The organism is Aeromonas sp. PI_26 (assembly GCF_027854445.1).
Classification (GTDB): domain Bacteria; phylum Pseudomonadota; class Gammaproteobacteria; order Enterobacterales; family Aeromonadaceae; genus Aeromonas; species Aeromonas veronii.
The window spans coordinates 21,061-43,698 of record NZ_JAJNOE010000016.1 but is presented as its reverse complement, the minus strand read 5'-3'; the positions used below and the strand labels follow the sequence as shown (position 1 = coordinate 43,698).

Below are 22,638 nucleotides of genomic sequence, written 5' to 3'. Positions count from 1 at the left end.
AATATTCGCGCTGCATCTGTCCACTCGATTCCGTTATCAGGAAGAAAGGGTACGGATCAGGTTGGAATAGTCCTCCTTGATGTCGTGACTCTCCTCCTTCAGCTGCTCGATCTTGCGGCAGGCATGAAGAACGGTAGTGTGGTCACGACCACCAAAGGCATCACCTATCTCCGGCAAACTGTGGTTGGTCAGCTCCTTGGCCAGTGCCATCGCCAGTTGGCGCGGACGGGCAACAGAGCGGGAACGACGCTTGGAGAGAAGATCCGCCAGCTTGATCTTGTAGTACTCCGCCACCGTCTTCTGGATGTTGTCGATGGTGACCAGCTTCTCCTGCAGTGCCAACAGGTCGCGCAGCGCTTCGCGCACGAAATCGATGTTGATGGCACGGCCGGTGAAGTTGGCGTTGGCGATCACCCGGTTGAGGGCGCCTTCCAGTTCACGGACGTTGGATCGCAGACGTTTGGCAATGAAGAAGGCCACTTCGTCCGGCAGATGGATCTGGTTCTCGTCTGCCTTGCGCATCAGGATCGCGACACGGGTCTCCAGCTCCGGCGGTTCGATCGCCACGGTCAGGCCCCAGCCGAAGCGGGACTTGAGGCGATCCTCGACACCGTTGATCTCCTTCGGATAGCGATCCGAGGTCAGGATGATCTGCTGGTTACCTTCCAGCAAGGCATTGAAGGTATGGAAGAACTCCTCCTGGGAGCGCTCCTTGTTGGCGAAGAACTGGATGTCATCGATGAGCAGGGCATCGACGCTGCGGTAGTAACGCTTGAACTCTTCAATGGCGTTGTTTTGCAGCGCTTTCACCATGTCCTGAACAAACCGCTCGGAGTGCATATAGATGACTTTGGCATCTTTTTTACTCTCCTTGATGGCATTGCCAACGGCGTGCAGCAGGTGGGTTTTACCAAGGCCGGTGCCGCCATAGAGGAACAGCGGGTTGTAAGCACCACCCGGATTGTCCGCTACCTGACGGGCAGCCGCACGCGCCAACTGGTTGGACTTACCCTCAACGAAATTCTCGAAGGTATAGTTCACGTTGGTGTTGCTCTTGTGGTTCGGCTCGGGCTTGGCTTCAGCCTTGCTTTCCCAGCTCTTCTGCAAGTTATTCACAAGCGCGGCACCCTGTACCGGCGCTCTGGCGACAGCAACAGGATGGGGACGATTGCCTATATCAAAACGCAGGGCGGGGCCGTCGACCCCGCAGAGTTCGTTGATGATGCCGTTAACCCGGATGAGATACTTGTCTCGTACCCAGTCCAGAACAAAGCGATTCGGTGCATACAGGGTCAGAGTATTGTCACTCAACTCCGCTTGAAGCGGCCGGATCCACATGCTGAATTCTGCCGAGGGCAACTCATCTTGCAGCCGGTTAAGGCACTGCTGCCATAGCGAAGCAGTCACTCTAAACTCCTGTCGATTGATTAACTAAAGACCGGCTATTCTACGTTTTTAGCCGCCGGATCTCCAGCCATCGCCCAGTGGATCCAGCAAATAAGATCCTTGACTTTCAAGGATCCAGCGCCTTTGGATCGGATTTCATCCCCAAAGTTACCCACAGCTTGATCCACCGTCCGGATTGGTCGATCCCGTGCTTCTCTCCTGTTATTTCATATAACCAAATGTCATTTATTTTTTAAATTTTATTCCAATAACATCAGGGCCAAACCAGTTATTACAACTACAAATACAAGACATTGAGAGAGAGAGAAACACCATGAAAACATCCATCAAACTGATTTCCGGCGCAGCCATCCTGCTCGCCACCCTGTCCGGTCAGGCCATCGCCCAGGAGACCATCAAGGTCGGCATGTCGGGCAAATATTTCCCGTTCACTTTCGTCAAGCAGGACAAGCTGCAGGGCTTTGAAGTAGATATGTGGAACCAGATCGGCGAGCGCACCGGCTACAAGGTCGAATTCGTGACCGCCAGCTTCTCCGGCCTGTTCGGCATGCTGGAAACCGGCCGCATCGATACCATCTCCAACCAGATCACCATCACCGACGAGCGCAAGGCGAAGTACGACTTCTCCCAGCCTTACGTCTATGACGGCGCCCAGATCGTGGTACGCAAGGGCAACAGCACCATTCATGGCATCAAGGATCTGGAAGGCAAGAAGGTGGCCGTGAACCTGGGTTCCAACTTTGAAGAGCTGCTGCGCAAGAATGACCCGAACAAGAAGATCGATATCCGCACCTATGACTCCGCCTTCGAGCAGGATGTTGCCCTGGGTCGCATCGATGCCTTCGTGATGGACCGCGTCTCCACCGCCCAGCTGATCAAGGAGTCCAAGCTGCCGCTGCAACAGGCTGGCGCACCGTTCGAGACTATCGAGAACGCCCTGCCCTTCCTGAAGACCCCGGAGAAACAGGCGCTGCTGAAGAAGGTCGACGAGGCCCTGACCGCCATGCGCAAGGATGGCTCCCTGCGCCAGATCTCCGAGAAATGGTTCGCTTCCGACATCACCGACAAATAAATGATGGAATTTGACCTCGAATACACGCTGGGGCTGTTTCCCATCCTGCTCAAATACCTGGGCACCACGATGGAGATGGCCCTGTGGGGATTCGTGCTGGCACTCGTACTCTCGCTGGCCCTGGCGATAGTACGGGTGTTTCGCGTCCCTGCGATTCACTGGCTGGCGATGCTCTATATCTCGTTCTTTCGGGGTACACCGCTACTCGTTCAGCTGTTCCTGCTCTACTACGGACTGCCGCAACTGTTCCCGATCTTCGTGGGAATGGATGCCTTTACCGCCGCCATCGTCGGTCTGACCCTGCACTTCGCCGCCTACATGGCCGAGTCGATCCGCGCAGCCATCCTCGGCATTCACAAAAGCCAGATGGAAGCGGCGCTCAGTATCGGCATGAGCCGTTATCAGGCGATGCAGCGGATCATCCTGCCGCAGGCGGCCCGTATCGCCACCCCGTCGCTGATGAACTACTTCATCGACATGATCAAGAGCACCTCGCTGGCGTTCACCCTGGGAGTGGCCGAGATAATGGGCAAGGCGCAAATGGAAGCCTCCTCCTCCTTCAAGTTCTTCGAGAGCTTTATGGCGGTGGCGCTGATCTACTGGGTGGTGGTGATCTTCTTTACCCGCTTGCAGCATCTGCTGGAAGTCCGTCTCAACCGTGCCTATTAAAGGAGGGCGTTCATGATCAAGCTAACCGGCCTCTCCAAGGCATATCACGGCAATCAGGTGCTCAACGGTATCGATCTGGAGGTCAAAAAGGGGGAAATTGTCGTCATCATCGGCCCCTCCGGCACCGGCAAGTCGACCCTGTTGCGCTGCCTGAACCTTCTGGAGACCCCGGATGCGGGCACCCTGGCCATCGACGATCTCGAGCTCAATCTGGCCAAGGCCAGTGAACAACAGGCGATCGAGCTGCGCAAGCGGGCCTCCTTCGTGTTCCAGAACTACGCCCTTTTTGCCAACAAAACAGCGCTCGACAACATCGCCGAAGGGCTGATCACCGTCTGGAAGCAGCCAAAAGCTGAGGCCCGCGCCACAGCGCTCGGCATCCTCAAGGACATTGGTCTTGCCGACAAGCAGGATGCCTATCCAGCCTCCCTCTCCGGCGGCCAGCAGCAGCGGGTCGGCATCGGTCGCGCCATGGCGGCCCACTCCAAGGTGATCCTGTTTGACGAGCCCACCTCGGCCCTCGATCCCGAGTGGGTCGACGAGGTTTTGGGACTGATGAAAGAGTTGGCCCGCCAGCACCAGACCATGGTGGTGGTGACCCATGAGATTGAATTTGCTCGTGATGTTGCCGATCGGGTGATCTTCATGGAAGGTGGGCGGATCGTCGAGCAGGGCCCGCCGGATCAGATATTGGTCGATCCCAAGGATCCCCGTACCCGGGAGTTCTTGCGGAAAGTCCTTAAATAGCTCTCTCTTTGGCGGCCTAGCCGCCTTTTTTATTGAGGGATCCCTTGTTTAACACCGGGTTGCCAGTATAATCCTGAGCCCTTGATCCTCTGGATCCTCACGCTCGGCAGTGGCCTTTTCAAGACCATGGCAGGATGAGAGGGAACGGCGGATTGACTAAAAGCCGAACTCTGTTTAGAATTCGGCCTCTTTTGCTAGTCGTCACACGCTATAGCTGGCGCGTCGGCTAAGTGTGACAATCAAAACTGTACAGAAATACGGAATCGAATCATGAAACGTACTTTTCAACCGTCCAACCTGAAGCGCAAGCGCTCTCACGGTTTCCGCGCCCGCATGGCAACTGCCAACGGTCGTAAAGTTCTGGCCGCTCGTCGTGCCAAGGGTCGTGCCCGCCTGGTAGTCTAATGCCTACCCAGCACACCTTCTCTCGGGAGTTACGTCTGTTAACTCCCGAACACTTCAAACGCGTTTTCGCCGAGCCTGTCCGGGCCGCCTCTCCGCAGATTACCCTTCTCGCTTCTCCCAATTCGCTCGAACACCCTCGTCTTGGTCTCGCTGTGCCCAAAAAAGCACTCAAGCGTGCCGTTTGGCGTAATCGTGTCAAACGGGTGGTTCGGGAAAGTTTCCGCCTCAAACAACATCAGCTGCCCGCTATCGACATCGTGGTGATCGCCAAGGCCGGTGTGAAAGAGATGGATAACGAGGAACTGTTCAAGTTACTGGAAAAGCTATGGCGCACCCTGTCACGCCGTTGCAATGGGTAGCTATCAAACTGATACGCCTGTATCAGCTAATCATTAGCCCTCTGCTCGGGCCGCGCTGCCGTTTTACCCCAACTTGTTCCCAATTTGCGATAGAAGCCATCCGACTTCACGGTTTCATAAAAGGCGTTTGGTTAGCCAGCAAACGTCTATTAAAATGCCATCCCTTATCCGAGGGTGGTTATGACCCGGTTCCGCAACCAAAGCGAAGAAACTGAAAACTATGGAATCACAACGCAATCTACTCCTGATCGGTTTGCTGTTCGTGAGCTTTCTGCTCTGGCAACAGTGGGAGTCCGACAAGGCTCCGAAGCCGGCCCCGACTACCGTGGCCCAAACCGAACATTTCGTACCTGAAGCCGGTCAGACCGGTGATATTCCTCAGGTTTCCGAGCAAGCCAACGCGACTGCCGCACGCAAGCTGATCACCGTCTCCTCTGACGTGCTCAAGCTGACCCTGGACACCCAGGGTGGCGACATCGTGTCTGCCGAACTGCTGTCTCACAAACTGGAAGAGGGCAAGGACCAACCGTTCGTGCTGCTGACCAGCAAGCCTGAGCACCTCTATATCGCCCAGAGCGGTCTGGTAGGTCGCAACGGTCCGGACAGTCAGGCCGAAGGTCGTCCTACCTATGAAGCCGCCCAGACCAGCTATCAGCTGGCCGATGGTCAGGATCAAGTCGTCGTTCCGATGACCTGGACCGACAGCAAGGGCGTTGTCTTCACCAAGGAGTTCATCCTCAAGCGTGGCGACTATGCCGTTGGCGTTGATTACAAGATCGACAACAAATCTGCCGAGCCGGTTCAGGTGCAGTTCTATGGTCAGCTGAAGCAAACCGTAGCAACGCCGAAGGATCAGGAAGGTCATGCCATGGTAGCCAGCGCTTACCGTGGTGGTGCCTTCTCCACTGAAGATACCCGCTACAAGAAGTACACCTTCGACGAGATGAAGGATGCCGACCTGAACAAGACCACCAAGGGTGGTTGGGTCGCCATGCTGCAACACTACTTCGTCTCTGCCTGGGCACCGAATGCCGACGATACCAACAGCTTCTACAGCCGCGTGATCCCGGGCAAAGGCCAGGCCATCATCGGTTACAAGGCGCCGCTGGTTGACGTGGCTGCCGGCCAACAGGCTGAAGTGACCAGCAAGCTGTGGGTCGGTCCCAAGCTGCAAGACCAGATGGCCAAGGTGGCTAACCACCTCGACCTGACCGTCGACTACGGCTGGCTGTGGTTCATCGCCCAACCGCTGCACTGGCTGCTGACCGTGTTCCACGGTTTCGTCCAGAACTGGGGTCTGGCCATCATCATGCTGACCCTGCTGGTGCGCGGCATCATGTTCCCGCTGACCAAGGCCCAGTACACCTCCATGGCCAAGATGCGCATGCTGCAACCCAAGATTGCGGCCCTGCGCGAGCGCTTCGGCGACGACCGCCAGAAGATGTCTCAGGGCATGATGGAGCTGTACAAGAAGGAAAAGGTCAACCCGCTGGGTGGCTGCCTGCCGATCCTGGTTCAGATGCCGATCTTCATCGCCCTTTACTGGGCACTGATGGAGTCCGTTGAACTGCGTCACGCACCGTTTGCCCTGTGGATCACTGACCTGTCAGTGAAGGACCCCTTCTTCGTGCTGCCAATCCTCATGGGTGCCTCCATGTGGTATCTGCAGAAGATGAGCCCGACCACCATCACCGACCCGATGCAGCAGAAAGTGATGCAGTTCATGCCGATCATCTTCACTTTCATGTTCCTCTGGTTCCCGGCTGGCCTGACTCTCTACTGGCTGGTGAGCAACGTCATCTCCATCATCCAGCAGACCATCATCTATCGTCAGCTGGAGAAGAAAGGACTGCATTCACGCAGCTAATCTTCCCGTGATGACAAAAGAGGCGGCCTTCGGGCCGCCTTTTTTATTACAATGTCTCCCACTACGTTTTCCTATCAGCGAACAAACGAGCCAAGCAAGATGACAACAGATACGATCGTGGCCCAGGCCACCGCGCCAGGCCGTGGTGGCGTCGGCATAGTCCGGGTCTCCGGCCCCGCCGCCGAACAGGTCGCCGGGATAGTGCTCGGCAAGCTCCCGCGGGTGCGCTACGCCGAATATCTGCCGTTCAAGGATGAGCAAGGCCAGGTACTGGATCAGGGCATCGCCCTGCTGTTCAAAGCTCCCAACAGCTTCACCGGCGAGGATGTGCTGGAGCTGCAGGGCCACGGCGGCCCCGTCATCATGGACATGCTGATCCGCCGCATTCTGAAAATCGACGGCATTCGTCCTGCCCGGCCCGGCGAGTTCAGCGAGCGCGCCTTCATCAACGACAAGCTGGATCTGGCCCAGGCCGAAGCTATCGCTGACCTTATTGAAGCCTCCAGCGAACAGGCCGCCCGCAGCGCCATGCACTCCCTGCAGGGGCAGTTCTCCAGCAAAATCCAGCAACTGGTGGAGAGCCTGATCCGGCTGCGCATCTACGTGGAAGCGGCCATCGACTTCCCGGACGAGGAGATCGACTTCCTCTCCGACGGCAAGGTGGCGGGCGACCTCTACGCCATCATGTCCGAGCTGGACGACGTGCGCGGGGAAGCCAAACAGGGCGCGCTGCTGCGGGAAGGGATGAAGGTGGTGATCGCCGGTCGTCCCAACGCCGGCAAATCGAGCCTGCTAAATGCCCTGGCGGGCCGTGAGTCGGCCATCGTCACCGAGATTGCCGGCACCACCCGCGATGTGCTGCGCGAGCATATCCATCTCGATGGCATGCCGCTACACATCATCGATACCGCCGGTCTGCGCGACACCCAGGATAAGGTGGAACAAATCGGTATCGAGCGCGCCTGGGCCGAGATCGAACAGGCCGACCGGGTGCTGTTTATGGTGGATGGCACCACCACGGACGCGGTCGACCCGCGGGAGATCTGGCCGGAATTTGTTGATCGGTTGCCAAAAAACATCGGCCTCACCGTCATTCGCAACAAGGCCGACCTGACTGGCGAAGATCTGGCACCGAGTCAGGAGCAGGGCCACGCAGTCTACCGCATCTCCGCCAAGACCGAGCTGGGGCTGCCCGCCCTGCGCGAGCACCTTAAACAGTGCATGGGCTTCCAGGGCAACACCGAAGGGGGCTTTATGGCCCGCCGCCGCCATCTGGATGCGCTGGAGCGTGCCGCCGAGCGCCTGCTGGTGGCCAAGGAGCAGCTGGAAGTGTTCGTGGCCGGTGAGCTGGTGGCCGAAGAGTTGCGCCTGGCGCAGGAGTCCCTCTCCGAGATCACCGGCGAATTCAGCTCCGACGATCTGCTGGGCCGCATCTTCTCCAGCTTCTGCATCGGCAAGTAAGCCGGTTCAGCAAACAACAAAAAGCCCGGGTTCATCCCGGGCTTTTTGTTGTGCGTTTTTTGTCCGCAAACCTAGAGGCGACGCAGGCACCACATGAAGTAAGCGCCCCCTAACAGGGTGGAGACCAGCCCAACCGGCACTTCCTGCGGGAAGAGGATCTGCTGGCCGACCCAGTCCGCCGATACCATCAGCAGGGCGCCGGAAGCGGCGGCCCCAAGCAGGTGCCAGCGTGCCCGCACCAACCCCATCAGCTTGGCCATATGTGGCGCCAGCAGACCGACGAATGAGAGCGGCCCGACCACCAGGGTGGCGCTGGCAGTGAGCACGGCCACCAGCAGCAAGATGGCGAGCTGGGCACGGTTGAGGCGAATGCCAAGCGCAGTCGCTACAGCACTCCCCATTGGCAGCAGATCGAGCCAGCGGCTGACAAGCAGGCAGGCGGCCAGCATCAACAGCGCCAGCCCCACCAGCCCATAGGCTACCGGCAGGGTAACGTAATAGGTAGAACCGGACATCCAGGAGAGCAGTTGCTGCACCCGCAGGTCGCCGTTGGCCAGCGCAATGGCCTGCAGCGGCTCAAACAGTGCCGTGATGGCGATGCCGGAGAGCAGGATCCGCTCCGGCTGGAAGCCGTGCTTGCGATTGACCAGCACCAGCAGCAAGAGACAAGCGAAGGCCCCGATCAGGCCGCCCAGCAGCATTATGGGCAACGGCAAAGCTGGCAGCAGTAAGGCCGTCGCTATAACCCCCATAAAGGTGCCGCCGCTCACCCCCAGCAACTCCGGGCTCGCCATCGGGTTGTTGCTGACCCGCTGCAACAGGGTGCCCGCCAGCGCCAGCAGCACGCCAGCCGCCCCCGCCGCCAGAGTGCGCGGCAGCCGCCACTCCAGTTGGGCCTGCCAGCGGAGCCAGCTTGGCCAGCTCCAGCCCGTCATTCCCTGTCCAACCAGCAGGGAGGCGACCACGGTCAGCATCAGCCCGACCAGCAACAGGCCGATAAGGCGAGCCGGCGCCGGGTGGCGGGCCACCAACAAGCCGGCGTTTGCCTTCGGCGCACCCGACTTGATGCCAAGGCGCGGGATCAACCAGAGCAGCAGCGGCGCCCCCAGCAGAGCGGTCATAGCGCCGGTGGGGAGCAATACTGGCCAGAAGCGGCTCAGGCTTTGCAGCAACAGATCGGTCGCCGCCAGCAGCAGGGCGCCGAGGATCGGTGCCCACAGCAGCCGCTGGCCGAGCTGGCGGATCCCGAGCAGCCGCACCATGGCGGGCGCCGCCAGCCCGATAAAGCCGATCAGCCCCACCACGCTCACCACGCAAGCGGTGACAAACACCGCCAGCCCCAGTCCGGCAAAACGCAGATGCTGCAGGGAGACTCCCAGACTGCGGGCGCTGGCATCATCCAGCTCCAGCACCGCCAGCGGGCGCACCAGCACAACGGCCAGCAAAGCGGCTGCCAGCAGGCGGGGTAACAGGTAACTCACCCCGCTCCAGCTGTTCTGCACCAGCGAGCCACTGCCCCACACCAGCAAGCCTTTCAGCTCCTCCTGAAAGAACAGCAAGAGCCCCATGCTGATGGCCGCCAGATAGAGGTTGATCACCAGCCCGGCAAAGACGATGACCACCGGATTGAGATGACGACGCCAGGCCAGGGCAAACACCAGCGCCATCGCAAGGCTACCGCCAACCATGGCGATCCACTCCCGCCCCAGCAGCAACCAGGAGGGGGCAAACAGGGTCACCATCATCAACGCCAGTTGAGCACCGGAGGCCACACCCAAGGTGGTCGGTGACGCGAGCGGGTTGCGCAGCACCTGCTGCATCAGGGTGCCTGCCAGCCCGAGCGCCGCCCCGGCCAACAGGGTGACAACCAGGCGGGGCAGCCAGCTGAAATGCACCACCGCTTGGCTGACATCATCCAGATTGGGGGCGAAGAGGCTCTGCCACCAGAGCGCACCGGGCAGCTGGCGAGCCAGCTCCCAATACGCGAGCAAGAGGGTCAACCCCAGCAGGATCGAAACCGGCCGCAGCAGCGGCGAGGTGAGCAGTCGCTTCATCGGCTAGCCTCCATACGCTCGGCATCTTGCAGCAATGCATCGCTGAGCAGACCGGCGAAACGGCGGGCGGCCAATACGCCGCCAAAACTCCAGACCGCAGGTAGATGCAGCACGGGCGCCTGCCGTACCAGCGGCAGATGCTGCCACAGTCCAGGCTCCTGCAGCCGTTCGCTCACCCCTACCGGGATGGGATCGACCACCACCAGCCGCGCGGTTGGCAAGGTCATAAACTGCTCGATGCTGACCACCGAGAAACCCCAGTCATTGGTCTGCTCCTGCCAACCATTACGCAGCCCGAGCCGCGTCATCACCGCATCGAACAGGCTGTGGCGACCAAACACCCGCACATGGCGCTCATCGATAAACTGCACCACCAGCAGAGGCGGCAGATCCGTAGGCAATCCGGCCTGCATTCTGGCGAGATCCCGATCCAGCCCGGCCAGCAGCCGTTCGCCCTCGGCGGTTTTGCCCACTATACGGGCGAGGGTCAGGGTCACCTCGTGCAGTCTCTGCCACAGATCGGTTTGCCCATCATAGAGGGCGATGGTGCTCACCGGTGCAATGCGGGAAAGAGTTGGCGCCAGCGGGGCCGCCAGCGGCGAGATGAGGATGCGATCGGGTTTGAGCTCCGCCAGCAGCTCGCGGTTGGGCTGGGTGCGCAGGCCGATATCTACCACCCCGGCAGGTAGCCGTGGCTCGCCGACCCATGCCTGATAGGGGCCTGCATCCCCCACCGCCAGCGGCGTCACCCCGAGTGCCAGCAGGGTTTCGGCTATGGTCCAATCGACGGTGGCGATACGGGGTAGCGGCGCAGAAGCGATCGGGGATTTGTCGGCCTGCGCCGCAAGTGGCAGCAGCAGGCTAATAAGGCAAGGTGCCATCTTCTTCAATAAACGGTTCAAGAGAGCCCCCCGGTCAGACGATGGCGATGGGATGAGCATGAGCCGGGTGGCGAATGACCTCCATCGGAATGCCATAGATAGCGTGCAGGGTCTCGCTGGTCATGAGCCTCTCAGGTTCGCCGTGGGTAAGCAGGCGGCCGGAGTGGAGCGCCACCAGCCGATCACAGAAGCGGGAGGCCATATTGATGTCGTGAATGACGATGATGACCCCGAGGTTTAGCTGACGGCTCAACTGCTTGACCAGCGTGAGCACCTCCACCTGATGGGCCACGTCCAGCGCGGCCAGCGGCTCGTCCAGCAGGATAAAGCGGCTCTCCTGGGCCAGCAGCATCGCCAGCCAGACCCGCCCCCGCTCGCCGCCGGAGAGGGTATCCACCAGCCGATCGGCAAAGCGTTCGGTATGGGTAAGGGCGATGGCCCGATCGACCTGACGGTGATCCTCCGCCCCCATCCGGCCCAGCAGGCCACGCCAAGGGTAGCGGCCCATCTCCACCAGCTCCCGCCCGAGCAGATTCTCGGCGCTCGGCAGATGCTGGGGCAGATAGGCCACCTGACGGGCAAACTCCCGGTTGCCCCAGTCGGGCAGCGGCTTGCCATCGAACAGGATCTCGCCGTCGCTAAGGGGTTGCTGGCGAGCCAGCAGCTTGAGCAGGGTCGATTTACCCGACCCATTGTGGCCGATGAGGCCATAGACCTGTCCCTGCTCGAAACGCAGGTCGGTGGGGTGCAGCAGCGTGCGGTCATTGACCGTGAAGCTGGCTGATTTCATCTCGAACATAATCAATTCCTGTGCTGGCTTGCCGCCTGTCTCATCGGTGCCGGCATCAAGCCGGCACCTCGCAATCCAGATGGGCGATCGCATCGCGGCTCACTGCGGCACGGCGCGCGCCGGTCAGTTCGGTGAGTTTTCCCTGCCGCATCTCCAGCAGGCGATCGGCCAGCGGGAAGTAGTGATCGTCGTGGCTGATGGCAATCACCGTCTTGCCCATCTCCTTGAGGCGCGGCAACAGCACCTGATAGAAGATGCGCCGGAACTGAGGATCCTGATCCGCGGCCCACTCGTCAAACAGCATCACCTCGCGCTGCTCGGCCAGCGCCAGCAGCAGGGCGACCCGCTTGCGCTGCCCTTGGGAGAGATCGATATCGGCGATAAAGCCATCCTCGATGGTGAGCTTGCTGCCCATCTGCAACCGCTCCAGCCACTCGGCCACCAGCTCATCCTTGGGTTCCGGCCCCAGCAGGTGCTGGAACAGGTGATAGTCGGTGAAGATGGCGGAGAAGAGCGCCAGATAGCCGTTGCGATCGGTGATCGGCTCACCATCCAGCAGGATCCGGCCCGATACCGGCTGGTAAAGGCCGGTCAGCAGCATGGCCAGCGTCGACTTGCCGGAGCCATTGCCACCGATGATGAAGATCTGCTCCCCCTTTTCGATGACCAGATCGATGGGGCCGACGGCAAAGCCGCCCTCCCCCTGATAGTGAAAGCTCACCTGCTCCAACTCGATACGCTGCCAGGGGCGGATGGCGGGCGGCAGCGGGAAGTCCGCATCCGGCTCGGCCAGATTGAGGGCGGCGATCTTGTCGAACGCCACCTGAGCGGCAAGCAGGGTCGGCAGGGCACCAATCCCCTGCAACAGCGGGGTGCGCAGGAACAGCAGGGTCAGGGCGAAGGTAGCGGCCACATTGGTGTTGGCCCAGCCAAGGCCGTTGGCCAGAAAGAAGACCAGACCGATGGCCCCCAGCATCATGATATTCGACCAGTTCACCGCGCTAAGGTGATAGGTGTCGGCGCGGATGATCTGCTGGCGGTAGTCACGGGCATTTTGTTCATAAAGCTGGTGGTAAACGAAGTGAGCCCGCTCGCGGTTGAGCGCCAGCTCCTTGCTGCCAGCGATGATGGCCTGATAGTTCTGATAGAGCCGATCTTCAGCCTGACGCATTTGGGAGAGATGGCGATAAACACGGTTCACCAGCAACCAGCCCACCACCATGGTGACGGTGACCCAGAGTGCGGTCACCCCGAGTAATGCAGGAGAGAGCCAGCCAAGATAGAGGGCAGAACCCAGCGTGAGCACCAGCCCCTGCACCAGCTCAGGCAGGCGCACGAAGGCGATGGTGATCTGGCCGATATCGCTGGAGAGGGAGGCCAGCAGCGGCCCCTGACCTATCTGGCGGATGCGGGCGACATCGCTATCCAGCAGTTGCTTGAGCAGACGGCCGCGCAACCGGTAGACAAAATGGTGACCGAGAGTGGTCAGGGCCAGCTGAGATCCGAGTGTGATCACCAGCAGCAACACAATCAGGCCGACCAGCTGACCGAGGATCGGTAGCGGATCACCTATAGATTCGATAAGAGACTGATTGATAAAGGCAATGACGCCAATCCCGCTAACTGCACTGAGCAGACTGAGCAGGGTAATGGCGATAAAGGGCCAACGATATTGGCGATAAACCAGAGACAAGAGTTCCATAACGGACCGGTATTCCAGAGAGATCAGAACAACTGCGGGTGAAAAGAAGGGCGGGAATCCGGTTCCCGCCCGACTTCGATTACCAGCGGTAGTTGATGCTGCCCACTACGCTGCGCGGCTCGCCGTAGTAGCAGTAGTAGTCACAACTGGCCACGTAGGTTTCACCCAGCAGGTTGTTGACGTTGAGCTGGGCGCGCCAGTTCTTGGCAAAGTCATACCCGATCATCGCATCCCACACGGTATGGGCCGGCACCTCGGCAGAGCCGTAGATGGGGGTGTAGTCCGCATTCACGGCGCCAATACCCACGCTGGAACCGATATAACGTACACCGGTACCCAGCTCCAGACCCGAAGCCACCCCTTGCTGCACCTTGTAGTTACCCCAGAAGGAGGCCTGATGGCGCGGGATCAGGCTGGCACGGCGATCGCCACTGCCGGTGTCGTTGGTTTTGGCATCGGTGTAGGTATAAGCAGCGGTCAGACGCAGTGCATCGGTCACCTGCACGCTCCCTTCCAGCTCAACCCCCTGAGAGGTCACTTCACCCGTCTGGGTCTGCTGGCCGGAACCGGTAGAGACCAGCGAGTTGGTCTGGGCCAGATCGAACAGCGCCAGATTGATGTAACCGTCGAGGAAGGCAGGCGCATACTTCACGCCGGTCTCGTAGAGCTTGCCCTTGAGCGGCTTGTAGGAACTCTTGGTGTTGGGATCTATCCCCGGCAGCACCTCGAACGACTCGGCATAGGCAAAGTAGGGAGAGAGGCCGTTGTCAGCCAGATACATCAGGCTGCCCGAGAGGGAGAGCTCGTGATCGTACTGGCGCTCGTCCTTGCTGGTATTGGTGTTGTGGGTCTCCACATAGTCGAAACGGCCACCGGCAGTCAGCAACCAGCGATCGTCCCAGCGGATCTGGTGCTGGGCATAGAGGCCGCTCTGGCCCTTGCTGCTCTTCTGGTGAGTGGCTGTCGACTCGTCAAAACCGGGGAAGCCGCTGTAATCTGGGTTCATGGTATTGATGGTGCCCATGGCGTAGTTGTCGGCCTCGACCCCTTCATTGACGTGACGCTGCAGATCCACCCCCAGCAGCAAGGTCTGCTCGGTGCTGTCGGTGTTCCAGTAGCCCACCATCTGGTTATCCATGGTGGCACTCTTGGTATTGCCATCGCGGTAAACCAGGCCACGACTGGCGGTTGTGCCTTCATAGGTCGGGAAGATATAGGTCTGGCGCAGCAGCAGATCGTTGTAGTTGAAGCGGACGTTCTGCTTGAACTCCCAGCTCTGGTTGAGCTGGTGGGCCAGCTCGTAACCGGTGGAGATCTGGGTATTGCGGTTGCGATCGTAATCCGGCTGGCTCAGGTTGGTGGAGGGATCAATCTGGCCACCTGACGTATTCAGGGTGCCATAGACCGGGAAGAAGCCGTTGGTCGGGATCCCTTCGTCGTGCAGGAAACTGGCCAGCAGGGTCAGGCTGGTACGATCCGAAAGATCGAAGGTGACGCTGGGCGCCAGATAAACCCGATCGTTATAAGTACCGGTAAGCACACCATCACGCTCTTTATAAAGAGCAACCATGCGGTAGCGGCTGTTGTCGGAGAGAGCGTCAGAGACATCCACCCCGACCTGACGATGATCCCGGCTACCAAGCTGCAGATCCACCTGCCCTTGCGGCGTGGCGGTCGGCCGCTTGCTGATGGCATTGATCACCCCGCCCGGAGGCGCCTCACCGTAAAGGATCGAGGCTGGCCCCTTCAGCACTTCCACACTCTCCAGACCGAACGGTTCCGGCGTCCAGATGTAGTAGCCGGTGCCAAACAACCGGTTGCCATCCAGATAAGAGGCGGCATCGAAGCCACGCACCTTGAACCAGTCGGTGTTGTTGTCTGAGCCATAGAGGCCGGTCAATACGCCGGAACGGTAGCGAATCGCTTCATCCAGCTGCAACACGGCGTGCTGATCCAGTTCCTCGCGATTAACCACGGAGACGGCGCGAGGGGTCTCGGCCATCGGCACTTCCACCTTCATGGCCGTACCTGTCACCACCATGGTTTCGCTGGCTTTGGGCAGCTCAGCGGTGGTTTGTTCAGCCATCAGCGGCAGGGAGACGAGCAAACCGGAGAGCGAAAGCACGCCGAAGGCGCCCTTCTTGCCGGGTCCTGTAGTGTATTTTTGCGCAATCATATTAAAGTCTCGTTTATCAATGAGTTATGTTGTTTTAATTGTTATTTGTGGTCGTTTGTCACGACATCACCCTGTTCCATGGGCGAATAAAGCAGCGCAATCCTACTACAGGAGCCGTGATCGAATCGATTCAATAATTGCTAATCATTTGCATCTACATTGTTATCTAGCTGCATCGTTGGCAGGATTTCGCGGGAGATGGGAGCCATCAGGAGAGCTATGAGCGGAGAAGAAAATGGAGAGGAATATCAAGAAGCAGAAAAAAGATCGGCAGGATGGATCCGGTGGCATTATCTGACTGGATCCATTATCCCCAAGCTTTATCCATATTTATCCACACCCTTTGGCGGTAGAATCCGGCTTTCCGTTTCTTTGTCTGAAATCAGGATCCATTCCATGGCCAAACTCAATCTCGTCGTCGGCTCCATGCTGGGCGCCGCCGAATATGTCGCAGACCACGTCGCCAACCTGCTGGAACAGGCTGGCCACCAGACCCGGATCCACAACCCGGCCAAGCTGGCAGAGGTGCTGGATGATGCGGGATCCATCCTGCTGGTGGTCACTTCCACCCATGGTGCCGGGGATGTGCCCGACAACCTGCAACCCTTCGCCAAGGATCTTGCCGAGCAGCATCCGGATCTTAATTCATTGAAATATGGCGTGATCGCCCTTGGTGACAGCAGTTATGACACCTTTTGCCAGGGTGGCAAGACGCTGGATCGGCTGCTGGCCGAGTGCGGTGCCAGCCGGATCGGCGAGCGGCTCGACATTGATGTGACCCAACACGAGATCCCCGAAGATGCCGCAGAAGTGTGGATCCGCGACTGGATGACGCTGATCGCCTGATCAGAGTGCGGGAGATCCTGAAAAAAAGCTTGATCTCCCCACTTATCCCCAGATCGACTATCCACCATGTTATTAACAGATTGATCCGGGGGAGTTGTTCTACAATGTTACCCACAACGCCCAGGGGTAATGTGCATAACTACGGTGTAAAGCTCTGCAAAACCTATAGTTATCCATGTATTAGATCCAGACCGACAGACCTCTGTGTATAAAAGTCCTGGTTATCCCCTCGTTCACCGGGCCAGGATCCAAGCTTTTCCACAAGCTAGGATCGTCTTTAAATTAATGATCTTTATGATCAAAAAGTGCTTATCAACAGAAAGGGCGGATCCTAATAAGAGATCCAGTAAAAGATCGATCTAAAGATCCTTAAGATCTAATTAGTGGATCCTCCCTTCATACTGAACGTTAAGTAGACGTTCCCCTCAGGACGCGAAACAGATAGAATGTTCCGCCCTTTAGCCCAGGCAAATAAAGATCTTCAGGCGTGCAGATCAAGGTGATCCCAATGCAATACCATGAACAATTTGATGTGATCGTCGTCGGTGGCGGTCATGCCGGAACCGAAGCAGCAACAGCGGCAGCCCGTATGGGCATGAACACCCTGTTGCTGACCCACAATATCGATACGCTGGGACACATGTCCTGTAATCCGGCGATCGGCGGGATCGGCAAGGGACACCTGGTCAAGGAAGTTGACGCACTCGGCGGGATCATGGCGCGTGCCATCGATCTTGGCGGGATCCAGTTCCGCACCCTCAACTCCTCCAAGGGCCCGGCAGTGCGAGCCACTCGTGCCCAGGCGGATCGCCTGCTCTACAAGGCCGTCGTTCGCCAGATGCTGGAGAACTACCCGAACCTGAAGATCTTCCAGCAAGCCTGTGACGATCTGATCATGGACGGGGATCGTGTTGCCGGTGTGGTCACCCAGAGCGGGATCCGCATCAGCGGCAAGACAGTGGTGCTGACGGTCGGTACCTTCCTGAACGGTTTGATCCACATCGGGATGGAAAACTACAAGGGCGGCCGTGCCGGGGATCCTCCCTCGATCGCCTTGGCCCAGCGCCTGCGTGAACTGCCGCTGCGCATCGATCGTCTCAAGACGGGTACGCCGCCGCGCATCGATGCCCGCAGCGTCGATTTCTCCGTAATGCAGGAGCAGCACGGTGACGATCCGCGCCCCGTCTTCTCGTTTATCGGCAATGCCAGCCAGCATCCCCGTCAAGTGCCCTGCTACGTCACCCACACCAACGAGCGTACCCACGAGGTGATCCGCAATAACCTGGATCGCAGCCCCATGTACGCCGGGGTGATCGAGGGGATCGGCCCGCGCTACTGCCCGTCGATCGAAGACAAGATCACCCGTTTCGCCGACAAGACGGCTCACCAGATCTTCGTCGAACCGGAAGGCCTGACCACCCACGAACTCTATCCGAACGGGATATCCACCAGCCTGCCGTTTGACGTGCAGGTGCAGATCGTCCGTTCTGTGCGCGGCTTCGAGAACGCCCACATCACCCGCCCCGGCTATGCCATCGAATATGATTTCTTCGATCCGCGGGATCTCAAGGCCAACATGGAGAGCAAGTGCATTCCAAACCTGTTCTTCGCTGGCCAGATCAACGGTACGACCGGTTACGAAGAGGCGGCGGCACAAGGCCTGATGGCCGGTCTGAACGCCGCGCTGCGTGCCCAGGACAAGGATCCCTGGAACCCGCGTCGGGATCAGGCCTACATGGGCGTGATGATGGACGATCTCTCCACTCTGGGGACCCGCGAGCCTTACCGCATGTTCACCAGCCGCGCCGAATATCGCCTGCTGCTGCGTGAAGACAACGCCGATATCCGCCTGACCGCCATCGGTCGCGAACTGGGTCTGGTGGATGACGAGCGCTGGAGCAAATTCAACGCCAAGATGGAACAGGTCGAGCTGGAGCGTCAGCGCATGCGTTCAACCTGGATCCACCCGCAACATCCGTCACTGGAAGCGGTCAACGCCTTGGTCAACACCCCGCTGACCCGCGAACAGAGTCTGGAAGAGCTGCTGCGTCGCCCCGAGGTGACCTATGATGCGCTGATGGCAATCGAAGGTGTCGGCCCTTCCGTGACTGATCCTGCCGCGGCCGAACAGGTTGAGATCCAGATCAAGTACGCCGGTTACATCGAACGTCAGCACGATGAAGTGGAAAAACAGCTGCGCAACGAGAACACCCTGCTGCCGCTGGATCTGGACTATCGCGAGGTGAACGGCCTCTCCAACGAGGTGAAAGCCAAGCTGAACGATGCCAAGCCGCAGACCATTGGTCAGGCTTCCCGCATCTCCGGCATCACCCCAGCGGCCATCTCCATCCTGCTGGTTCACCTGAAAAAACACGGCCTGCTGCGTAAAACCGCCTGAGGAATCCCATGTTGGAAAGATTGAACGGCCTGCTCATGCAGGCCGGAATTGTTATCACCGATACCCAAAAGAGCCAACTGGTGCAGTTGGTCGAGTTGCTGCACAAGTGGAACAAGGCTTACAATCTCACCTCGGTGCGAGATCCGGACGCCATGCTGGTCAAGCATATCCTCGATAGCCTGGTGGTAAGCCCCCACTTGCACGGTGAGCGCTTCATCGACGTGGGGACAGGTCCCGGCTTGCCGGGATTGCCGCTGGCGATCATCAATCCGGACAAGCAGTTCGTCCTGCTCGACAGTCTGGGCAAGCGGATCAACTTCATCCGCCAGGTCATTCTGGAGCTGGGGTTGACCAATGTGACGCCGATCAAATCCCGGGTGGAAGAGTATCAACCCGAAGTCGGGTTTGATGGTGTACTCAGCAGAGCGTTCGCTTCGCTAGAGGACATGCTGAGCTGGTGTCACCACCTGCCGTCAGAACAGGGCAGCTTCCTCGCGCTCAAGGGACAATATCCCGCAGAGGAGCTGGCCCAGTTGCCTGCCAATATCCGTCTGGTAGCCTGTCATGAGCTGCGGGTGCCGGAGCTGGAAGGCGAACGTCATCTGCTGGAATTCAAACATATCCAGCCCGAATAGGGTCGCAGTTTCATTTAGGGGATAGTGTGGGAAAAGTCATTGCCATAGCCAACCAGAAGGGTGGAGTGGGTAAAACCACCACCTGTGTGAACCTGGCCGCCTCCATGGCCGCCACCCGGCGCAAGGTGCTGGTGATCGATCTGGATCCGCAGGGCAATGCCACCATGGGCAGCGGCGTCGACAAGTACGAAGTCGAGCGCACCGCCTATGAGCTGCTGATCGAAGATGCTCCCATCAGCGAGGTGATCATACCCGAAACTTCCGGTGGTTATCACCTGATCGCCGCCAACGCCGACGTGACCGCAGCCGAAATCCGCCTGATGGAGTTTTTCGCCCGCGAGATCCGTCTGCGCAATGCGCTGGCCTCGGTGCGGGACAAGTACGACTACGTCTTCATCGACTGCCCACCTTCCCTCAACATGCTGACCGTGAATGCCATGGCCGCCGCCGACTCCGTGCTGGTGCCCATGCAGTGCGAATACTATGCGCTGGAAGGGCTCACCGCCCTGGTCGACACCATCAGCAAGCTGGCCGCCGTGGTCAATCCCGATCTCAAGATCGAAGGTGTGCTGCGTACCATGTACGATCACCGCAACCGGCTGGCCAATGATGTGTCCGATCAGCTAAAACAGCACTTTGGCGACAAAGTCTACCGCACCATCATTCCCCGCAACGTTAGACTGGCTGAGGCCCCGAGTTTCGGTGCCCCGGCCATGCACTATGACAAATCATCGGTGGGCGCCAAGGCCTACCTGGCACTGGCTGGCGAGATCCTGCGCCGCCAGGAGCAGGAACGTCAGGCGACCATCGCAGACCGAGAGAGCATATGACTCCGAAAAAACGTGGACTGGGCAAGGGGCTGGATGCCCTGCTCAGTACCAGCACGGCTGCCCGCCAGAAACAGGTGATGAGCGATCAACGTACTGAAGAGGCCATGGCCCCCACCAATCAGGGCGAGCTGCGCAAGCTGCCGGTGGAGTGGTTACAGTCCGGCAAGTACCAGCCCCGCAAGGATATGTCCCAGGATGCACTGGAAGAGCTTGCCAACTCCATCCGCGCCCAGGGGGTGATCCAGCCCATCGTGGTACGCCCTCTCGGCGAACAATCCTTCGAAATCATTGCCGGTGAGCGGCGCTGGCGCGCGTCCCAGCTGGCGCGGCTTGAGGTGGTGCCCTGTATCGTCAAGGATGTTCCCGACGAGGCTGCCGTCGCCATCGCGCTGATTGAGAATATTCAGCGGGAAGACCTTAATGCCATCGAAGAGGCGGTCGCTTTACAAAGACTGCTGACCGAATTCGAACTCACCCACCAGCAGGTGGCCGAGGCGGTGGGCAAGTCCCGCACCACGGTGACCAACCTGTTGCGTCTCAACCAGCTCAACGATGACGTGAAGCGTTTCGTCGAGCATGGCGACCTCGACATGGGCCATGCCCGTGCCCTGCTGGCCCTGAGCGGCCAGGCCCAGTCTGAACTGGCCAAGCTGGTTGCCCAGAAAGGGCTGACCGTGCGCGATACCGAGAAGCTGGTGCAAAAAGCGCTCGAACCGGAAAAAGCCAGGGTCGAACCGGCCCGTGATCCGCAGATCGGCTACCTGGAGCGCCAACTGGCAGAAAAAATTGGCAATCAGGTGCAACTTCAGCCTGGCAAGCGGGATAGCGGGAAGTTAGTAATAAGTTACGAGAATTTGTCCGATTTGGACCGTATATTGGGCTATTTTGGCGTGTCGGAATCGTGATTTTTACGCTTTTTGTAGTAATAAAACATCCATTCCTTTTGATATGACCATAACCCTGATTTGCCGCGGAAAGCCGCAAAAATTAAGGATTTTTGTCATATTGCAATAGCTGCCCTCAAGGGTATAATTTGACCGGCTTTAAGAGCTGTTAACATGGGGTCTTCGGATCCCGATTTTTTACAGTTCTGTAATGTTCAGGGGTAGGTTGGTGAAGCAGAAAATAGCCTTGGAAGGTTTGACACTGGCCTTGGTTATGCTCGTTTGTCAGCTCATCCTGATCCTGGCGATGAGTGCCGTCTGGTTTTACCTGACTGGTGCCAGCGCCGGTTATTCCGCTCTCTACGGAGGGGGGATGTACTGGGTTCCTCAAGCCTTGTTTACTGTCTGGGTGCTGCGCCGCAAGGTGACAACCGAGAGTGTGGGCCTGGTTTTGCGGGACTTTTATGGTGGGGCAGGGATTAAGCTCATTTCTACAACAGGTCTATTCGCCCTGATGTTTGGTGCGGGAGTCGAGGTCGTTACCGTCTCGTTTTTCGCCACTTATATCCTCGCCCTCGTTGTACAGTGGATGGTTTCATTCACGCTTAACAACCACTATTAGGAAAACTCATGTCTGCAACCGGAGAAGTCCTGACTCCTCAGGGATATATCTCCCACCACCTGACCCACCTTCAAGTCGGGTCCGGGTTCTGGACGGTCAATATCGACTCAATGGTATTTTCCGTCGTGCTAGGCGCCCTGTTTATCCTGCTGTTCCGCAAAGTAGCCGTTAACGCTACCAGCGGGGTGCCGGGTAAGCTGCAGTGCTTTGTGGAGATGCTGGTCGAGTTTGTGAATGGTAACGTCAAAGACATCTTTCACGGTCGCAACAAGGTCATCGCACCTTTGGGACTGACGGTGTTTGTGTGGATCTTCCTGATGAACTTCATGGATCTGATCCCCGTTGACTTTATCCCTCACGCTGCACAATTGATGGGTATTCCCTATCTGCGTGTGGTTCCCTCTGCTGACGTTAACATCACCATGTCCATGGCTTTGGGCGTGTTCTTCTTGATCCTGTATTACAGCATCAAGGTCAAGGGTATCGGCGGGTTTGTGAAGGAGCTGACGCTTCAGCCTTTCAACCACCCGGCGGCCATCCCGGTTAACCTCATCCTGGAAACTGTTACGCTGATTTCCAAACCTGTTTCTCTGGGTCTTCGACTGTTCGGCAACATGTATGCTGGCGAACTGATCTTTATCCTGATTGCTGGTTTGTTACCCTGGTGGTCACAGTGGATCCTGTCCGTGCCTTGGGCAATTTTCCACATCCTGATCATCACTTTGCAGGCATTCATTTTCATGGTTCTGACCATCGTCTATCTGTCGATGGCGCAGGAAGACCATGGTTGATGCAACTCAAATAATCCTTTTTATACAATCAATTACATCTAA

21 protein-coding genes are annotated in these 22,638 nt (G+C 58.5%); 15 read left to right on the top strand and 6 right to left on the bottom strand.

Annotation, left to right across the window (positions count from 1 at the left end):
- Nucleotides 1–36 precede the first annotated feature (36 nt).
- Nucleotides 37–1,407, bottom strand: a complete 1,371-nt coding sequence (dnaA, locus tag LRL22_RS16170; protein ID WP_270905868.1) for a chromosomal replication initiator protein DnaA — start codon at nucleotides 1,405–1,407, stop codon at nucleotides 37–39.
- Between the two features lie 313 nt (nucleotides 1,408–1,720).
- Between dnaA and LRL22_RS16165 the strand changes: the two genes are divergently transcribed.
- From LRL22_RS16165 to mnmE, 8 genes are all read left to right on the top strand, one after another.
- A complete protein-coding gene (locus LRL22_RS16165) occupies nucleotides 1,721–2,479 on the top strand; it encodes an amino acid ABC transporter substrate-binding protein (RefSeq protein ID WP_005339308.1) in 759 nt (252 codons plus the stop codon).
- On the top strand, nucleotides 2,480–3,148 hold the full coding sequence (locus LRL22_RS16160) for an amino acid ABC transporter permease (RefSeq protein WP_019445518.1): 669 nt from the start codon (nucleotides 2,480–2,482) through the stop codon (nucleotides 3,146–3,148).
- Between the two features lie 12 nt (nucleotides 3,149–3,160).
- On the top strand, nucleotides 3,161–3,895 hold the full coding sequence (locus LRL22_RS16155; RefSeq protein ID WP_005339311.1) for an amino acid ABC transporter ATP-binding protein: 735 nt from the start codon (nucleotides 3,161–3,163) through the stop codon (nucleotides 3,893–3,895).
- Between the two features lie 270 nt (nucleotides 3,896–4,165).
- Nucleotides 4,166–4,300, top strand: a complete 135-nt coding sequence (gene rpmH, locus LRL22_RS16150) for a 50S ribosomal protein L34 (protein WP_005307156.1) — start codon at nucleotides 4,166–4,168, stop codon at nucleotides 4,298–4,300.
- Nucleotides 4,300–4,659 (top strand): ribonuclease P protein component, encoded by a 360-nt coding sequence (gene rnpA / locus LRL22_RS16145; protein WP_005342318.1) that lies wholly within the window; start codon nucleotides 4,300–4,302, stop codon nucleotides 4,657–4,659. Before rpmH ends, rnpA begins: the two co-directional genes overlap by 1 nt.
- A complete protein-coding gene (gene yidD, locus LRL22_RS16140) occupies nucleotides 4,626–4,874 on the top strand; it encodes a membrane protein insertion efficiency factor YidD (protein ID WP_075116235.1) in 249 nt (82 codons plus the stop codon). Before rnpA ends, yidD begins: the two co-directional genes overlap by 34 nt.
- Before the next feature lie 5 nt (nucleotides 4,875–4,879).
- Nucleotides 4,880–6,526: a membrane protein insertase YidC gene (gene yidC, locus LRL22_RS16135; RefSeq protein WP_216949902.1), complete on the top strand. Its 1,647-nt coding sequence runs from the start codon at nucleotides 4,880–4,882 to the stop codon at nucleotides 6,524–6,526.
- A 99-nt stretch (nucleotides 6,527–6,625) separates the two neighbouring features.
- Entirely contained in the window at nucleotides 6,626–7,987 is a 1,362-nt protein-coding gene (mnmE, locus tag LRL22_RS16130) for a tRNA uridine-5-carboxymethylaminomethyl(34) synthesis GTPase MnmE (protein ID WP_040068431.1), read from the top strand.
- A 71-nt stretch (nucleotides 7,988–8,058) separates the two neighbouring features.
- Here the strand turns inward: mnmE and fhuB are convergent, their stop codons facing one another.
- The 5 genes from fhuB to LRL22_RS16105 all read right to left on the bottom strand — a co-directional run bounded on the left by fhuB (nucleotide 8,059) and on the right by LRL22_RS16105 (nucleotide 15,590).
- Nucleotides 8,059–10,041 carry a Fe(3+)-hydroxamate ABC transporter permease FhuB gene (gene fhuB, locus LRL22_RS16125; protein ID WP_270905867.1) on the bottom strand — a complete coding sequence of 661 codons (1,983 nt, stop codon included), beginning with the start codon at nucleotides 10,039–10,041 and terminating at the stop codon, nucleotides 8,059–8,061.
- Complete coding sequence (locus tag LRL22_RS16120) at nucleotides 10,038–10,922, bottom strand: ABC transporter substrate-binding protein (RefSeq protein ID WP_270905889.1); 885 nt, start codon at nucleotides 10,920–10,922, stop codon at nucleotides 10,038–10,040. The genes fhuB and LRL22_RS16120 overlap by 4 nt, the downstream gene beginning before the upstream one ends.
- Before the next feature lie 34 nt (nucleotides 10,923–10,956).
- Nucleotides 10,957–11,721: an ATP-binding cassette domain-containing protein gene (locus tag LRL22_RS16115; RefSeq protein ID WP_270905866.1), complete on the bottom strand. Its 765-nt coding sequence runs from the start codon at nucleotides 11,719–11,721 to the stop codon at nucleotides 10,957–10,959.
- A gap of 46 nt (nucleotides 11,722–11,767) precedes the next feature.
- Entirely contained in the window at nucleotides 11,768–13,414 is a 1,647-nt protein-coding gene (locus LRL22_RS16110; protein ID WP_160880840.1) for a multidrug ABC transporter permease/ATP-binding protein, read from the bottom strand.
- Between the two features lie 79 nt (nucleotides 13,415–13,493).
- Nucleotides 13,494–15,590: a TonB-dependent siderophore receptor gene (locus tag LRL22_RS16105; RefSeq protein ID WP_270905865.1), complete on the bottom strand. Its 2,097-nt coding sequence runs from the start codon at nucleotides 15,588–15,590 to the stop codon at nucleotides 13,494–13,496.
- 396 nt (nucleotides 15,591–15,986) lie between these two features.
- On the opposite strand from LRL22_RS16105, the gene mioC reads away from it, so the two are divergent.
- From mioC to atpB, 7 genes are all read left to right on the top strand, one after another.
- Entirely contained in the window at nucleotides 15,987–16,436 is a 450-nt protein-coding gene (gene mioC, locus LRL22_RS16100) for an FMN-binding protein MioC (RefSeq protein ID WP_270905864.1), read from the top strand.
- A gap of 508 nt (nucleotides 16,437–16,944) precedes the next feature.
- Complete coding sequence (gene mnmG / locus LRL22_RS16095; RefSeq protein WP_100654726.1) at nucleotides 16,945–18,834, top strand: tRNA uridine-5-carboxymethylaminomethyl(34) synthesis enzyme MnmG; 1,890 nt, start codon at nucleotides 16,945–16,947, stop codon at nucleotides 18,832–18,834.
- Nucleotides 18,835–18,842: 8 nt separating this feature from the next.
- Nucleotides 18,843–19,469, top strand: a complete 627-nt coding sequence (gene rsmG / locus LRL22_RS16090; protein ID WP_033115246.1) for a 16S rRNA (guanine(527)-N(7))-methyltransferase RsmG — start codon at nucleotides 18,843–18,845, stop codon at nucleotides 19,467–19,469.
- 26 nt (nucleotides 19,470–19,495) lie between these two features.
- The gene (locus LRL22_RS16085; protein WP_216952494.1) at nucleotides 19,496–20,299 is read left to right on the top strand and encodes a ParA family protein; all 804 of its coding nucleotides are present in this window, start codon (nucleotides 19,496–19,498) and stop codon (nucleotides 20,297–20,299) included.
- On the top strand, nucleotides 20,296–21,204 hold the full coding sequence (locus LRL22_RS16080) for a ParB/RepB/Spo0J family partition protein (protein WP_234603296.1): 909 nt from the start codon (nucleotides 20,296–20,298) through the stop codon (nucleotides 21,202–21,204). Before LRL22_RS16085 ends, LRL22_RS16080 begins: the two co-directional genes overlap by 4 nt.
- A gap of 190 nt (nucleotides 21,205–21,394) precedes the next feature.
- Complete coding sequence (locus LRL22_RS16075; protein WP_019445506.1) at nucleotides 21,395–21,805, top strand: ATP synthase subunit I; 411 nt, start codon at nucleotides 21,395–21,397, stop codon at nucleotides 21,803–21,805.
- Between the two features lie 8 nt (nucleotides 21,806–21,813).
- Nucleotides 21,814–22,596 carry a F0F1 ATP synthase subunit A gene (atpB, locus tag LRL22_RS16070; protein ID WP_005339335.1) on the top strand — a complete coding sequence of 261 codons (783 nt, stop codon included), beginning with the start codon at nucleotides 21,814–21,816 and terminating at the stop codon, nucleotides 22,594–22,596.
- The last annotated feature ends 42 nt before the right edge of the window (nucleotides 22,597–22,638 follow it).

Bases quoted from the DNA above. Each gene is read 5' to 3' on its own strand.
- LRL22_RS16165 (WP_005339308.1), top strand. From the start codon at position 1,721: ATGAAAACATCCATCAAACTGATTTCCGGCGCAGCCATCCTGCTCGCC.
- LRL22_RS16160 (WP_019445518.1), top strand. From the start codon at position 2,480: ATGATGGAATTTGACCTCGAATACACGCTGGGGCTGTTTCCCATCCTG.
- LRL22_RS16155 (WP_005339311.1), top strand. From the start codon at position 3,161: ATGATCAAGCTAACCGGCCTCTCCAAGGCATATCACGGCAATCAGGTG.
- rpmH (WP_005307156.1), top strand. From the start codon at position 4,166: ATGAAACGTACTTTTCAACCGTCCAACCTGAAGCGCAAGCGCTCTCAC.
- rnpA (WP_005342318.1), top strand. From the start codon at position 4,300: ATGCCTACCCAGCACACCTTCTCTCGGGAGTTACGTCTGTTAACTCCC.
- yidD (WP_075116235.1), top strand. From the start codon at position 4,626: ATGGCGCACCCTGTCACGCCGTTGCAATGGGTAGCTATCAAACTGATA.
- yidC (WP_216949902.1), top strand. From the start codon at position 4,880: ATGGAATCACAACGCAATCTACTCCTGATCGGTTTGCTGTTCGTGAGC.
- mnmE (WP_040068431.1), top strand. From the start codon at position 6,626: ATGACAACAGATACGATCGTGGCCCAGGCCACCGCGCCAGGCCGTGGT.
- fhuB (WP_270905867.1), bottom strand. From the start codon at position 10,041: ATGAAGCGACTGCTCACCTCGCCGCTGCTGCGGCCGGTTTCGATCCTG.
- LRL22_RS16120 (WP_270905889.1), bottom strand. From the start codon at position 10,922: ATGGCACCTTGCCTTATTAGCCTGCTGCTGCCACTTGCGGCGCAGGCC.
- LRL22_RS16115 (WP_270905866.1), bottom strand. From the start codon at position 11,721: ATGTTCGAGATGAAATCAGCCAGCTTCACGGTCAATGACCGCACGCTG.
- LRL22_RS16110 (WP_160880840.1), bottom strand. From the start codon at position 13,414: ATGGAACTCTTGTCTCTGGTTTATCGCCAATATCGTTGGCCCTTTATC.
- LRL22_RS16105 (WP_270905865.1), bottom strand. From the start codon at position 15,590: ATGATTGCGCAAAAATACACTACAGGACCCGGCAAGAAGGGCGCCTTC.
- mioC (WP_270905864.1), top strand. From the start codon at position 15,987: ATGGCCAAACTCAATCTCGTCGTCGGCTCCATGCTGGGCGCCGCCGAA.
- mnmG (WP_100654726.1), top strand. From the start codon at position 16,945: ATGCAATACCATGAACAATTTGATGTGATCGTCGTCGGTGGCGGTCAT.
- rsmG (WP_033115246.1), top strand. From the start codon at position 18,843: ATGTTGGAAAGATTGAACGGCCTGCTCATGCAGGCCGGAATTGTTATC.
- LRL22_RS16080 (WP_234603296.1), top strand. From the start codon at position 20,296: ATGACTCCGAAAAAACGTGGACTGGGCAAGGGGCTGGATGCCCTGCTC.
- LRL22_RS16075 (WP_019445506.1), top strand. From the start codon at position 21,395: ATGTTCAGGGGTAGGTTGGTGAAGCAGAAAATAGCCTTGGAAGGTTTG.
- atpB (WP_005339335.1), top strand. From the start codon at position 21,814: ATGTCTGCAACCGGAGAAGTCCTGACTCCTCAGGGATATATCTCCCAC.